Here is a 13,355-nt window from a genome sequence, read left to right as displayed (position 1 = left end):
TTCGCTAGTCGCAGCAGGCCGCTCCAAACTAACCAAAATAGCGAACCTGGCTTCGCAAAATTGCGAAGCGGGTTCGCTGTTTAAAATAAACACATTAACCTCGGCCAAGCTCCTGGTTAGAAGTGGCTGTTTTGACGATCTTATTTTTCTCTCGACGACTAGCTCTGAAAGCGAACAAAGCAAAGGAAAGGCCAAGCAATAGAAATGCGGCGCCCATCCAAGGATGGTAGACGAAAGTAGAGGAGGTTTCGATTAGCAAGCCGCCGGCTCCAGCGCCTGAGGCGAGCCCCAGATGAATGATGGATGTGTTTAAGCTCAATACGAGATTAGAAGATGCTGGCGAGCTTTGAATAAAGTAGCTTTGGACGGCCGGACCTGAAGCAAACATAGCCAGTATGATTAGAGCGATTAACAGAAGCCTCAGCGCAGAAGATGGAGCGGCAAGCGGCAATAGCGCAAACGACATAAAAAGGGTGGCAATCGTAATGACAACAGTCCGCGCTGCGCCCCAACGGTCGACTGCGAAACCGCCGAGCCGGGAACCAACCGCTCCGACAAGACCAAGTCCGAACATAACGGCCGTTACTATCGAGGTGTTGATATTCAGCACCTCTTTCATATAGGGAATCATATAGGTCAACAATACGGTATTGCCTGCTTCTTTAAAGAAGGACAGCAGCAATCCGCTAATAATCAATGTGCCGCCCAGTACTTTAAACTGCTTCATATAAGAAATCGGAGCATCGCCTTCCATATCCGGAACGAGCTTATAAATAATCGCTCCGATTACAATAGCGAGAAAACCGAGGATGGCGAAAATCGTATGCCAATCCAACCGTTCAGCAACGAAAATGCCGATCGGAACGCCAAGAATCATCGCGGCGCTGAAGCCGAGAATCATCGTTGCTATCGCTCCGCCTAATTGAGCCGGCTGTACCAGCTTAGCAGCAGAGCCAAGGGCGACAACGAGATAGACGCCAGCGCTGACGCCAAGTAAAAGACGGGAAATCAATAATGGAAGCAAATCGGTGCTCATAAACGCGAGAAGGCTGCCGAGAGCAAATGCGACTAAGGAGCCCAGCAGCATTTTTTTGCGGTTAATGCGGCCTGCCAGGGAAATAACGATTGGCGTGCCAATGGCAAAAGCAAGCGAAAAGACGGTGACGAGCTGCCCGGCTGCTGCGAGCGAGACTTGCAAATCTTTGGCAATAATGTCGACAATACCTGAGACGACAAGTTCTGCGGTAGCAGTTAAAAATACGCCTAGGGCGATAGTGTAGACCATTAATCGGTTCATGTAAAACCCCTCCTTATTAGTGGTAATTTGTATTATAATGAGGGAGATTACTTTATGTAAGAAGACAAATATTTTGGACATTATCCAATCAAATTGACTAACTAACAATAATAAAGTGAATAGGGGCGATAAAAGAGGATGCCGGAGGAAAAAATGACCTTACAAGCACAGCGATCGACACGCCAGCTAGCTGCCGAGCCGCCAACACCATCGTCTGTTCAAGCCGACTTGAACGCAGAAAATATATGCTCCGTACTTCAAGTGCTGGGGGCGAAATGGTCGTTTCTCGTTATTGCCGAGTTGACGAAGGGGCCAAAACGATTTAATCAGCTGCATCGGGATTTGGAGATTGTGAAGACACAGTCGCTGACGGATTGCTTGCGGCATTTGGAGAAAAGTGGGATCGTTCGCCGTGAGGTTTTTCCGACGGTGCCCGTAACCGTTGAATATTCGCTTACAGAGAAAGGCTTCGATTTCCGGACATCGTTGAAGGAAATGGAAAGCTGGGCGGCAAGATGGAATAAGGGAACGGGAAATCAGTCTCAGTATGATTGACTCTGCCAACCTGCAATTACAAATGACAAACAAAAAAGAAGCAGCCGCAGCTGCTTCTTCTCCTTTATTATGGCAAAATATTGCCTGCCGCCTTATAGATGCCGTACCATTCTTCCCGCGTCAGCGGAATGTCGGAGCCTTGGCAGCTGTCTTTTAAACGTTGAACATTGGTCGTGCCTGTTACGACTTGAATGTTAGCCGGATGGCGTGTAATCCAAGCGACAGCGATCGCTGTGTTGCTTACGCTGTATTTTTCAGCAAGCTTGTCTATGAGGCTGTTAAGCTCCGGATATTGCTCCAAATCGCCCAAGAACGGCCCGTTGAAAAATCCTTTTTGGAACGGCGACCATGCTTGAATCGTCATCTCTTTCAAGCGGCTGTAGTCGAGAATGCTGCTGTCGCGGTTGACGGATTGGTCAATGTTCATATTGAGCGCAATGCCCGAATCAATCATTGGCGTATGCGCAATGCTAAATTGGAGCTGGTTGACAATGAGTTTATGCGGCGTATATTTTTGCAGCAGTTCGATTTGCGCCGGGCTTTGATTGGAGACGCCGAAATAACGGACTTTGCCGCTCGCATGCAGCTGCTCGAACGCTTCTGCAACTTCCTCAGGCTCAACGAGCGTATCCGGGCGATGCAGCAGCAAAATGTCGAGGTAATCCGAATTCAGCCGTTTTAGAATGCCGTCTGTAGCTGCAAGGATATGTTCTTTGGAGAAATCGAAGAAGCCAGGACGGATTCCGCATTTGCTTTGCAAAATCATTTGCTCGCGAATCGTAGCGTTCATTTGAATCGCTTCGGCAAAATACGTTTCGCATTCGCCATAGGACGGGCCGTAAATATCGGCATGGTCGAAGAAATTGATTTTTTCCTCCATCGCAGTGCGAATCAGCTTCTCAGCCTCCGGCAAGGAAAGCTGCTTCAGGCGCATATTGCCCATAATAATATTGGAGACGTTCAAATCGGTATTGGCAATTTTGAAATATTTCATTAAAAATTCTCCCTTACATCAGGATCTTTGAGCGGAGCTCAAAGTCACGCAATAGCTACATCAGGATCTTTGAGCGGAGCTCAAAGTCACGCAATAGCTACATCAGGATCTTTGAGCGGAGCTCAAAGTCACGCAATAGCTACATCAGGATCTTTGAGCGGAGCTCAAAGTCACGCATTAGCTACATCAGGATCTTTGAGCGGAGCTCAAAGTCACGCAATAGCTACATCAGGATCTTTGGGCGGAGCTCAAAGTCACGCAATAGCTACATCAGGATCTTTGGGCGGAGCTCAAAGTCACGCATTTATTTTTTAACTTTACAAGTTCACGATAAACGATAGAGTTAACTCTAGGTCAACTACTTATTTGATTTTTTTAAAAAGAAGGTGATTGCGATGAATTACACCATTTCAGAAGTGGCTAAAAGAACGAATTTATCGATCTATACGATCCGATATTATGATAAGGAAGGGCTGCTTCCTTTTCTCGACCGGCGGGGCGGAACAAGGGTTTTTCACGAGAATGATATCGATTGGATCGACCTGATTTGCTGCTTGAAAAATACGGGAATGCCGATTAAGGAAATTCGAACATTGATTAAACATTGCACGGACCATAACGCCGTACTGGAAAAAGGCATCGATATTTTGAAGCGCCATAAGCAGAACGTGGAGCAGCAGCTGAAGGAAATGCAGTGCAACTTAGAAACGATCGAATATAAGATTAAATATTTGCCAGAAATGTACAAGAAGTTTGCCACAGAAAATAAATAGAGCTGCCGCTTCTACATCGAATACACTTCATCTGCGATAACTATTGGTATAAAATCGCCTATTTAATTGAGAAACATTTGCAATTAACTGCAAATCATCATTGAAAAACAGAAAAAACGAGTATTATAAGAAAAACTGAAAGATAACCGCACAATTATTTATATAAAAAAAAGGCTAAATTCATTGACCCCAGAACGCTACTGCGGTAGCATTAGAGCAGATTAAAAACACAGTGGGCAACTTGGAATTGTACTAACGAAAAGATTCGATGCGAGGTGGATGTTGTTGCAACTTAAAGTTACGAACAGTCCGTTTACAGAAGAGCAAGCTGAGCTCTTGAATCGGCTTGTGCCGACGTTAACGGAGTCGCAAATTCAATGGTTAAGCGGATATTTGACGTTTTATCGCGGCGGCAGCGCCGCTTCATTGGTTGAAGCGCCTGCGCAAACAGCGCTGGCAGTGCCGGCTGCACAGCCGGCTGCTGAAGCTGTTGCTGCGGTTCAAGTGCCGCGCGAAGCGACGATTCTATTTGGTTCCCAAACAGGCAATTCTCAACGCCTGGCTGGCCGCCTGGCGGATAAGCTTAAAGCGCAAGGTCTTGACGTTACGCTTTCGGCGATGAGCAAATACAAAACGAACAATTTGAAAAAAGCCGGCCACCTGTTTATCGTAGCCAGCACGCATGGCGAAGGCGATCCGCCGGACAATGCGTTGACGTTCCATGAATTTTTGCTTGGCAAACGCGCGCCAAAGCTGGATGAAGTTAAATTTTCCGTACTTGCTCTCGGCGATACGTCTTATGAGTTTTTCTGCAAAACAGGGCAAGATTTCGATAAACGTCTTGAAGAGCTCGGCGCTCAGCGTATTGTTGACCGCGTCGATTGCGACGTCGACTTTGAAGAAGCGGCATCGGCATGGATTGCCAGCGTAGCGAACGCGTTAAGCGCAGCAGCTGCGGCAACTCCGACAGCAGCTTCCGCAACCGCTGCAGCTCCTGCAACGGCAGAAGCTTCTATTGAATCGGAATACTCGCGCAGCAATCCGTTTAAAGCGGAAGTGCTGGACAACTTGAACTTGAACGGCCGCGGCTCGGATCGCGAAACCCGCCATCTTGAGCTTTCGCTCGAAGGCTCGGGACTGACTTATGCGCCTGGCGACTGCGTAGGCGTTTATGCGCAGAACGAACCGGCATTGGTTACAGCTATTATTGATGAACTGAAATGGAATGCGGAAGAGCAAGTAGCAGCAGGCAAAGCCGGCGAAACGGCGACGCTGCGAGAAGCGCTGCTCCACCACTACGAAATTACGGTGCTGACGAAGCCGCTGCTGGAGAAAGCAGCCGCATTTACTGGCAACGGCAAACTGCAAGAGCTCGTTAAACCTGAAAGCAAAGAAGAGCTGAAAGCCTATATGAACGGCCGCGATTTGTTGGATCTGATTCAAGATTTCGGTCCATGGTCGCTGAAGGCGTCCGATCTTGTCGGATTGCTGCGCAAGCTGCCGCCGCGCCTCTATTCGATCGCAAGCAGCTACAACGCGCATCCGGATGAAGTGCATTTGACGATCCGCAAGGTACAGTACGAATCGAATGGACGCACGCGCAGCGGCGTTTGCTCCGTTCATGTTTCCGAACGTCTTGAGCCGGGCGATACGCTTCCGATTTTCATTCAGCAAAATCCGAACTTCAAACCGCCGGTTAACCCGGAAACACCGGTTATTATGATCGGTCCAGGCACAGGCGTAGCGCCTTTCAGAGCTTTCCTCGAAGACCGGGAAGAGCAAGGCGCAGACGGCAAAACATGGCTGTTCTACGGCGACCGTCACTTCGTTACCGATTTCCTCTATCAAACAGATTGGCAGCGCATGTTGAACGACGGCGTGCTGACGAATCTGGATGTAGCGTTCTCCCGTGATACGGCTGAGAAAGTTTATGTACAGGATCGCATGATAGAGAAGTCCTCCGAGCTGTATCAATGGCTGGAAGAGGGCGCTCACGTCTACATTTGCGGCGACGAGAAGCATATGGCGCACGATGTGCACGGTGCATTGCTCTCCATTATCGAGAAGCAAGGCGGCAAAAACGCAGAGCAAGCGGCTGCATACCTCTCCGGACTGCAAGAACAAGGCCGTTACCAACGCGATGTGTATTAACAATGAGTGACTTTAAGCTCCACTTAAAGATCCTGATGTAACAATGAGTGACTTTAAGCTCCACTTAAAGATCCTGATGTAAGGAGTCAGAAACAATGGCAAACAAACATAAAGTAGAGCCGATTGGCGGACCTCCAAGCGATGTGGAATTGCTGAAAGAGGAGAGCAACTACTTGCGCGGATCGCTCGTAGGCTCTCTGAACAACCGCATCACAGGCGGATTGCCTGAGCTTGACAACCGGCTGTTGAAATTCCATGGCAGCTATATGCAGGACGACCGCGATTTGCGCAATGAACGTCAGAAGCAAAAGCTGGAGCCGGCTTATCAATTTATGCTTCGCGTCGTTACGCCAGGCGGCGTATCGACACCAGAACAATGGCTGGTCATGGACGAGCTTGCTGACAAATACGGCAGCGGCAGCTTGCGCGTTACGACGCGCCAAGCGTTTCAGCTGCACGGCGTTCTGAAATGGAATTTGAAAAGCACGATCCGTGAAATTAACGATGCGATGCTGACGACGCTGGCCGCATGCGGCGACGTAAGCCGTAACGTTATGTGCAACCCGAATCCGGATCAATCGGAAATTCATAGTGAAGTGTTTCATTGGTCGCAGCAGCTGACGAGCCATCTTGCGCCGAAAACGCCTGCTTACCATGAAATCTGGCTGGACGGCGAGAAGGTCGTTAGCAGCGAGGACGCGAAAATCGAAGGCGAAGACCCGGTAGAACCGATCTATGGCCGCGTATACTTGCCGCGTAAGTTCAAAATCGGCGTTGCGGTTCCGCCATCGAACGATGTCGACATTTACTCGCAAGACCTTGGCTATATCGCAATCGTAGAAAAAGGCAAGCTGGTCGGCTTCAACGTTACGGTTGGCGGCGGCATGGGCATGACGCACGGCGATAACCAAACGTATCCGCAGCTCGCGAAAGTGATCGGCTTCGTGAAGCCGGAACAAATTCTCGACGTTGCTGAGAAAACAGTTACGATTCAACGCGATTACGGCAACCGTTCTGTTCGTAAATACGCTCGTTTCAAATATACAATCGATCGTCACGGTCTGGACTGGTTTGTGGAAGAGCTTCATGACCGTCTCGGCTGGAAGCTGGAGCCTGCGCGTCCGTTCCATTTTACCCATACAGGCGATCAGTACGGCTGGGTGAAAAACAAAAACGGCAAATGGAACATTAACATCTACATTCAAAGCGGACGTATCGTTGATACGGATACGCATAAGCTCAAAACTGGACTTCGTGAAATTGCGAAAATCCACACTGGCGATTTCCGTCTGTCGGCGAACCAAAATCTGGTCATCGCTAACGTGACAAGCCAGAAAAAAGCGAAAGTCGATGCGCTCCTGAAAGAGCACGGTATCACGGAAGGCGCACATCTTTCAGCTCTGCGCCGCAACGCTTTGTCCTGCGTCGCTTTCCCGACTTGCGGCCTGGCAATGGCGGAAGCGGAACGCTATCTGCCAACCTTGATCGACAAGCTTGAGCCTATTATCGAAGAAGCCGGCTTGCGCGAGGAAGAGATCAACATTCGGATGACCGGATGTCCGAATGGCTGCGCGCGTCCTGCACTCGGCGAAATCTCGTTTATCGGCAAAGCGCAAGGCAAGTACAACATGTATATGGGCGCAGGCTTTACTGGCGACAGACTGAGCAAAATGTACCGTGAAAATATCGGCGAAGAGGAAATCATCGATACGCTGAAGCCGATTTTGCAGCATTATGGCAAGGATCGGAACATCGGCGAGCATTTTGGCGATTTCGTTGTTCGTGCCGGTTATGTAGCAGCGGTTACGGATGGAACCAACTTCCATAGCTAAGCGAAAAAAATATTTAGATAAGAAGCTGTCCTGCGAGTTGCAGGACAGCTTCTTTTTTTTAGCTTCCTGCTGCCATGTCAGGTATCATTCAGGTGCCTACGTTACCAATTGGGTCCGATCATACGAGAAAGTGCGTACTGTCCAAACGAAAGGGCAGTTGCTATTCTAATGTCAAATGTCGGGAGGTGTATAATGAATATAATGACAACATATCGTTTGCAGCATAACGATGGAGGAAATTGTGCGCAGGAAGACGAATAACTGTACGTTAGAATCGGCGTTTGGCAATCGGCTTTATCGTAATCCATGTTCCGTAAACTTTATGCTTTTGCAGCGCATCGAACATCTTTTTTCTTCCTTTGCGATCAGAGCTGTGAATAACGATGCTGCGGACGCAGATCCGATTGTCGAGTATATATTTAACCGCTTTGTAGCCAGTCGGTTTGCCTATGCCTAAGTTGTAGTCGAGGGATAGTTTGTTGACCTTGCCCGATTTCAGCAACGAAATGCATTCCTGTGCCGTTTTTGCCAGAATGAAGCCGGGCGGACAAGGTCTTGTGTCATCGAGAAATATGTTAATGGCGCATAACTTCCTTTCAACTGCAGGTTGTGGCACTATTGTATGAGGCTTTGGAGCGAGCGGTTTGGGCTATTGCTGTGAAAAACGGATGGAGGCGCACGAATGGTAAAAGAGTTTTGGTTGAACCTGCCGGTAAAAGATGTAAAAAAATCGAAGCAGTTTTTCAGTGAGCTTGGCTTTGCATTTGATCCTAGGCATGAGAACAGCGATGCAGCTGCAGCTCTTGTTTTAGGCGAGAAAGGCGTCATTGTGATGCTTTTCCCGGAAGCGACGTTTCAATCATTTTCCCGTAATGAAATTGCCAATACCGGAAGCGCAAGCGAGGTTTTGCTGTCTATCGACGCAGAAAGCGCAAACGAGGTGGACGAACTCATTCGTCGATCGGAAGAAGCGGGCGGCACGGTATATGCCAAACCGGGATGGAGCCAAGGCTGGATGTACGGAGCAGGGTTTACCGATTTGGACGGACATCGCTGGAATGTGCTCTATATGGATATGAGCAAGCTGCCGCAGCAGTAATCGCTTCATTCAGGCAATTCAGCGATTACATCGGGTCATAAACAACAGGTGAGGATCGAAATGATGAGAAACGGCACGAAGGAATGGACGATTCAACAGGTGATGGATCTATTAATGGCTCCTGTCGGTCCGCTCGACTCGACGGTGGATCGATTGGAAAACGGCGATCCGAACGAGACCGTTCGCGGAATCGCCGCTGCGTTTGTCGCAAGCCGGCATGTTGTCGACAGGGCGATTGAGCTTGGAGTTAATTTGCTCATTACACATGAGGCAAGCTATTACAGCCACCAGCCGAACGGCTGCTATGGATTGGCTGAGGATCGCGTCATGTTAAGCAAAAAAGCGCTGCTTGAGCAATCCGGCATTGCCGTATTCCGGATGCACGATTACTTGCATCGGTATAAGCCGGACGGCGTAACGCTTGGGCTGATTAAGCGTTTGGGATGGGAGCCGTTCGTCGCCGAGCATCGGCCTGCGGTATCTATAATGGCGCTGCCGGAGATGACGGTAAGGGAAGCTGCTGCTTCTATTAAAGCTGCGCTGGGCATTCCTTACGTTCGGATTGCAGGTGACCCTTCGGTTTCTTGCCGACGCGCCGGCATATTTGTCGGCTATCGCGGGGGCGGAGCGAACGTTATTCCACTGCTTAGCGATCATACGATTGATGTGGCGATCGTTGGCGAAGGCCCGGAATGGGAGACACCGATGTATGTGAAGGACGCGGCGATGCAAGGGGTTCAAAAGGCGTTAATTGTGCTTGGCCATGCGGAGAGCGAGGAGCCGGGCATGCGGGAATTGGCGGAACGATTGCAGGCAATGCTGCCGGCGGTTCCGGTTCATTTCATCGAGGACAAGCCGCTGTTTCAAGTGCTCTAGCATTCGGATGCACGCCGCCGCACTTGCAGTGTGTAACGAGAACACTGTAAGGCCGAATACGGCCTTACAGCTGTTTGAAGTAGGCGCAAGCGAGGATGTAAGGCCGAAAAAGGCCTTATATTAGCGGAAACCGGCCGCAGTAGGCGGAATTATAACGCTGTAAGGCCGAATACGGCCTTACAGCTGTTTGAAGTAGGCGCAAGCGAGGATGTAAGGCCGAAAAAGGCCTTATATTAGCGGAAACTGGCCGCAGTAGGCGGAATTATAACGCTGTAAGGACGAATACGGCCTTACAGCTGTTTGAAGTGATGAAGTAAATTAGTTTGTGTACCAGGATTTGGAGCCTATTCAGGCGACAAAAAAGTAGGGTATCCTCGGAATCGCGACATTCCAAAAAGAGAGGATACCCTACCATGAAAAGTATAACCAATTCCGACTTCGCTGATCAATTAGCAAATGCTGTACTTCATTTTGTGAAGGACAAGATCGAGCTGGTTATGAAAGAAGAAATTAAGAACTTCCTGCATGTGGAACATCCGGACACACCAAACACCCGTAACGGTTATTATCCACGTACACTGGAAACGCGCTTTGGAAAAATTGAGGAATTACAGGTACCTCGGGATCGTCAAGGCGATTTTCAAACGCAAATATTTGAGCCTTACCAGCGCCGGGACGGGTGGTTAGAAGAAGCTGTTATTCGGATGTATAAAGGCGGTATGAGCACACGAGATGTCGCCGGATTCATTGAACAGGTAATCGGCACACACTACTCTCCAACTACGATCAGCAACATCACTCATACCGTCATGGAAGACATTCAGGCTTGGCAAAATCGTCCCTTGAAAAAGAGATACTCTGTCGTTTATCTAGATGGTCTGTATTTCAGTTTGCGTCGTGATTCTGTCGCCAAGGAAGCCATCTACGTTGCGATGGGAATCGATGAGGATGGCTACCGACAAATCCTTGGCTTCTACGTTGGTGGAATTGAGAGTGCGCATGGATGGAAAGAGCTGTTGCAAGGTCTGTATCGCCGTGGAGCGACGGAAGTGCTGCTAGGCGTATTTGACGGGCTAACTGGGCTGGAAGAAGCGTTCCACAGCGTATACCCAAAAGCTGACGTTCAGCGGTGTGTGGTGCATAAAATCCGTAATACGTTCCCGAAAATCCGCGTCAAGGATAAAGTCGAGTTTCTAGATGATCTCAAGCAAGTGTACACGGCTCCGAGTCGGGAAGATGCAGACAAACAGTTCTACCGTTTCGAGGCTAAATGGGAAAAGCGATATCCAAAGGAGATCGCTTCATGGCGGGATGATTTGCCTGTACTGTTAACGTTTTATAAGTATCCAGAAGATATTCGGAAGAGTATCTATACGACCAATGTCATCGAGCGAACCATCAAAGAGTTCCGTAAGCGCCTGTATCCCATGAACAGCATTCCAAACGTGGAAGCAGCGGAAAAGATCGTATACCTTGTTGTTCATGCTTACAATGAGCGTTGGGCAACCCGAATCATTCGCGGGTTCGGGATGGAGAACACAAAACAAGCGCTTGAAGCAATGTTCCAAAAGCGTTATGAGAAATCAACGGAATCCGCGGATTTGGAAATGTAAGTAAAATTTCCGGTGGGGGTACCCCCACCCCTAGAAACACCATTATCCATCGTTCCGATGGATAACCTTACCTAAAACCAAAATACACAAACTTATTGACACTACCTTTGAAGTAGGCGCAAGCGAGGATGTAAGGCCGAAAAAGGCCTTATATTAGCGGAAACCGGCCGCAGTAGGCGGAATTATAACGCTGTAAGGACGAATACGGCCTTACAGCTGTTTGAAGTAGGCGCAAGCGAGGATGTAAGGCCGAAAACGGCGGCCTTATATTAGCGGAACTGGCCGCAGTAGGCGGAATAATAACGCTGTAAGGCCGAAAACGGCCTCGTAAATGATAGTGGAACATTCGAATGCGCAGCAGATTAAAGTAACTCCATAGAAGAGGCTGACCCCCATATCATCTCAGATGATATAGGGGTCAGCCTCTTCTTACTAATTAGCCTTTAACCGCGCCGGCGACAACGCCTTTGACGATATATTTTTGCAGGAACATGAACACGATGATGGATGGAAGCACGGCCATTACCATTGCGGTCATCGCATATTGCCAATCCGACGTATATTGGCCGACGAACGTATAAGCGGCGAGTGTCAGCGTCTTCGTATCCGGCGAGCCGTTTACCATAAGGAGCGGCAGCAGGAAGTCGTTCCAAATCCACATGACGTCGATAATGATGATTGTCGTCGTCACTGACTTGAGAAGCGGGAAGATGACGCTGAAAAACAGCCGAAAGCCGGATGCGCCGTCGATCGTCGCGCTTTCATCGATTTCCTTCGGAATGCCTTTCACAAAGCCGTGATAGATAAACACCGCAAGCGGCGCTCCAAAGCCCCAGTAGAGCAGTCCAAGTCCCCAAGTGCTGTCGGACAGATTTAAGTCCTTCGCCAGCTGCAGCACTGTAAGCATAATAGACTGGAATGGTATGAGCATCGGCATAATGACGAGAATATAGAGCAGATTGCTGAAACGCGATTTAGTCCGAGCGAGCTTATAAGCAGCGATCGATGAGATCAGAATGATCCCTGCAAGGCCAAGCACCGTAATAATCAGGTTGTTTAAGAACAGCCTAGGATAATCGATAAATTCCCATACATAGGAGTAGTTGGCGAAAGCTAGTTTTTTCGGGAGCGCAATGACGTCGGTCATGACCTCGCCGAAGCTTTTCAAAGAGTTGTTGATCGCCAAAAAGATCGGATACAGGAAGACGAGCGACAGCAGCACCATAATTATTTCGAGGCTGATACGCAACGGTTTGTTTGCAGTTTTCATCAGGCTTCAACCTCCTTGCGTTTAAACAAAGTCAGCTGTACGACCGTAATGACCAATACTGCGACGAACAGAATGAGCGCCTTGGCTGTGCCGTACCCGTACAGGTTGTTCTGGAACGTGTCGCGGTAAATGTCGTAAGCAACGCTGTAAGTCGTACCGCCAGGACCGCCGCCCGTCAAAGAAAGAATGACGTCGAATACTTTGATCGAGTTCGTCAGCGCCATAAAGACGGAAATCGTGATCGAAGGTGCAAGCAGCGGCAGCGTAATGCTGAAAAACCGCCGAACGGGCCCGGCGCCGTCTACCGTCGCCGCTTCTTTCAAATCGTCCGGAACGGATTGGAGGCCGGCAATATAGATAACCATGTAGAAGCCAACCGATTGCCAGATGGAAACGCCAAGAATCGAAACGAAAGCCAACCCCGGCTCCCCGAGCCAGCTTAGATCGAAAATGCCCCAGCCCAAACTTGCGGACAAAGATTCGAAGCCTTGCATGAAAATGAATTTCCAAATAAATCCGACGATAACGAGACTGAGAATATAAGGGACGAAAAACGCCGTACGCAGCCATGTTGTCGCTTTTAACCCCATATCAAGAATAACGGCGAGCAAAATGGCGATGACATTGACCAGTGCAATGTACAACACGGAATATTTCACCGTAAACCATGCCGCATTCGCAAAGTTAGCGTCGCCCGAAAAAATTTGCTTAAAATTGTCCAATCCGACAAAGGTCGGGTTTTTCGAAATTCCGTTCCATTCGGTCAAGGAATAGCCGATTGTCATGGCAAACGGAATGTAGAAGGCGACTGCAATACAGATCAGCACCGGTATTGTAAAAATGCCGAATTCGAATCGTTCGCTCCACTTTCTGCCTAAAGCTTTAAACATACATC

Annotated in this window: 12 protein-coding genes; 7 read left to right on the top strand and 5 right to left on the bottom strand. The window is 48.9% G+C overall.

Annotated elements, in window-relative coordinates:
- Positions 1 to 94: 94 nt before the first annotated feature.
- Entirely contained in the window at positions 95 to 1,297 is a 1,203-nt protein-coding gene (locus GOM71_RS13665) for an MFS transporter (RefSeq protein ID WP_156281957.1), read from the bottom strand.
- A gap of 153 nt (positions 1,298 to 1,450) precedes the next feature.
- Between GOM71_RS13665 and GOM71_RS13660 the strand changes: the two genes are divergently transcribed.
- Entirely contained in the window at positions 1,451 to 1,852 is a 402-nt protein-coding gene (locus GOM71_RS13660; protein WP_156281955.1) for a winged helix-turn-helix transcriptional regulator, read from the top strand.
- A gap of 67 nt (positions 1,853 to 1,919) precedes the next feature.
- Here the strand turns inward: GOM71_RS13660 and GOM71_RS13655 are convergent, their stop codons facing one another.
- A complete protein-coding gene (locus tag GOM71_RS13655; protein ID WP_156281953.1) occupies positions 1,920 to 2,846 on the bottom strand; it encodes an aldo/keto reductase in 927 nt (308 codons plus the stop codon).
- A 395-nt stretch (positions 2,847 to 3,241) separates the two neighbouring features.
- Here GOM71_RS13655 and GOM71_RS13650 point away from each other — a divergent pair, with 395 nt between their 5' ends.
- From GOM71_RS13650 to cysI, 3 genes are all read left to right on the top strand, one after another.
- On the top strand, positions 3,242 to 3,619 hold the full coding sequence (locus GOM71_RS13650; protein ID WP_156281951.1) for a MerR family transcriptional regulator: 378 nt from the start codon (positions 3,242 to 3,244) through the stop codon (positions 3,617 to 3,619).
- A 285-nt stretch (positions 3,620 to 3,904) separates the two neighbouring features.
- Positions 3,905 to 5,770, top strand: a complete 1,866-nt coding sequence (locus GOM71_RS13645; protein WP_156281949.1) for an assimilatory sulfite reductase (NADPH) flavoprotein subunit — start codon at positions 3,905 to 3,907, stop codon at positions 5,768 to 5,770.
- 95 nt (positions 5,771 to 5,865) lie between these two features.
- A complete protein-coding gene (gene cysI, locus GOM71_RS13640; RefSeq protein ID WP_156281947.1) occupies positions 5,866 to 7,602 on the top strand; it encodes an assimilatory sulfite reductase (NADPH) hemoprotein subunit in 1,737 nt (578 codons plus the stop codon).
- Between the two features lie 268 nt (positions 7,603 to 7,870).
- Here the strand turns inward: cysI and GOM71_RS13635 are convergent, their stop codons facing one another.
- Positions 7,871 to 8,218 carry a cyclic-phosphate processing receiver domain-containing protein gene (locus GOM71_RS13635; protein ID WP_367649602.1) on the bottom strand — a complete coding sequence of 116 codons (348 nt, stop codon included), beginning with the start codon at positions 8,216 to 8,218 and terminating at the stop codon, positions 7,871 to 7,873.
- A gap of 66 nt (positions 8,219 to 8,284) precedes the next feature.
- Between GOM71_RS13635 and GOM71_RS13630 the strand changes: the two genes are divergently transcribed.
- The 3 genes from GOM71_RS13630 to GOM71_RS13620 all read left to right on the top strand — a co-directional run bounded on the left by GOM71_RS13630 (position 8,285) and on the right by GOM71_RS13620 (position 11,190).
- Positions 8,285 to 8,701, top strand: a complete 417-nt coding sequence (locus GOM71_RS13630; protein WP_156281941.1) for a VOC family protein — start codon at positions 8,285 to 8,287, stop codon at positions 8,699 to 8,701.
- A 60-nt stretch (positions 8,702 to 8,761) separates the two neighbouring features.
- Positions 8,762 to 9,577, top strand: a complete 816-nt coding sequence (locus GOM71_RS13625) for a Nif3-like dinuclear metal center hexameric protein (RefSeq protein ID WP_253944835.1) — start codon at positions 8,762 to 8,764, stop codon at positions 9,575 to 9,577.
- Between the two features lie 413 nt (positions 9,578 to 9,990).
- A complete protein-coding gene (locus GOM71_RS13620) occupies positions 9,991 to 11,190 on the top strand; it encodes an IS256 family transposase (protein ID WP_156281939.1) in 1,200 nt (399 codons plus the stop codon).
- 436 nt (positions 11,191 to 11,626) lie between these two features.
- Here GOM71_RS13620 and GOM71_RS13615 read toward each other — a convergent pair whose 3' ends face one another.
- Both GOM71_RS13615 and GOM71_RS13610 read right to left on the bottom strand, forming a co-directional pair.
- Entirely contained in the window at positions 11,627 to 12,460 is an 834-nt protein-coding gene (locus GOM71_RS13615; protein WP_156281937.1) for a carbohydrate ABC transporter permease, read from the bottom strand.
- Entirely contained in the window at positions 12,460 to 13,350 is an 891-nt protein-coding gene (locus GOM71_RS13610) for a carbohydrate ABC transporter permease (RefSeq protein WP_156281935.1), read from the bottom strand. Before GOM71_RS13610 ends, GOM71_RS13615 begins: the two co-directional genes overlap by 1 nt.
- Positions 13,351 to 13,355 lie beyond the last annotated feature (5 nt).

It is taken from the genome of Paenibacillus sp. NEAU-GSW1, from assembly GCF_009737085.1.
GTDB lineage: Bacteria > Bacillota > Bacilli > Paenibacillales > Paenibacillaceae > Pristimantibacillus.
This window is presented reverse-complemented; position numbering and strand designations above follow the sequence as displayed.

What these genes read in the sequence shown, in the direction of transcription:
- GOM71_RS13665 (WP_156281957.1), bottom strand. Translation starts at nt 1,297, where the DNA reads ATGAACCGATTAATGGTCTACACTATCGCCCTAGGCGTATTTTTAACT.
- GOM71_RS13660 (WP_156281955.1), top strand. Translation starts at nt 1,451, where the DNA reads ATGACCTTACAAGCACAGCGATCGACACGCCAGCTAGCTGCCGAGCCG.
- GOM71_RS13655 (WP_156281953.1), bottom strand. Translation starts at nt 2,846, where the DNA reads ATGAAATATTTCAAAATTGCCAATACCGATTTGAACGTCTCCAATATT.
- GOM71_RS13650 (WP_156281951.1), top strand. Translation starts at nt 3,242, where the DNA reads ATGAATTACACCATTTCAGAAGTGGCTAAAAGAACGAATTTATCGATC.
- cysI (WP_156281947.1), top strand. Translation starts at nt 5,866, where the DNA reads ATGGCAAACAAACATAAAGTAGAGCCGATTGGCGGACCTCCAAGCGAT.
- GOM71_RS13630 (WP_156281941.1), top strand. Translation starts at nt 8,285, where the DNA reads ATGGTAAAAGAGTTTTGGTTGAACCTGCCGGTAAAAGATGTAAAAAAA.
- GOM71_RS13625 (WP_253944835.1), top strand. Translation starts at nt 8,762, where the DNA reads ATGATGAGAAACGGCACGAAGGAATGGACGATTCAACAGGTGATGGAT.
- GOM71_RS13620 (WP_156281939.1), top strand. Translation starts at nt 9,991, where the DNA reads ATGAAAAGTATAACCAATTCCGACTTCGCTGATCAATTAGCAAATGCT.
- GOM71_RS13615 (WP_156281937.1), bottom strand. Translation starts at nt 12,460, where the DNA reads ATGAAAACTGCAAACAAACCGTTGCGTATCAGCCTCGAAATAATTATG.
- GOM71_RS13610 (WP_156281935.1), bottom strand. Translation starts at nt 13,350, where the DNA reads ATGTTTAAAGCTTTAGGCAGAAAGTGGAGCGAACGATTCGAATTCGGC.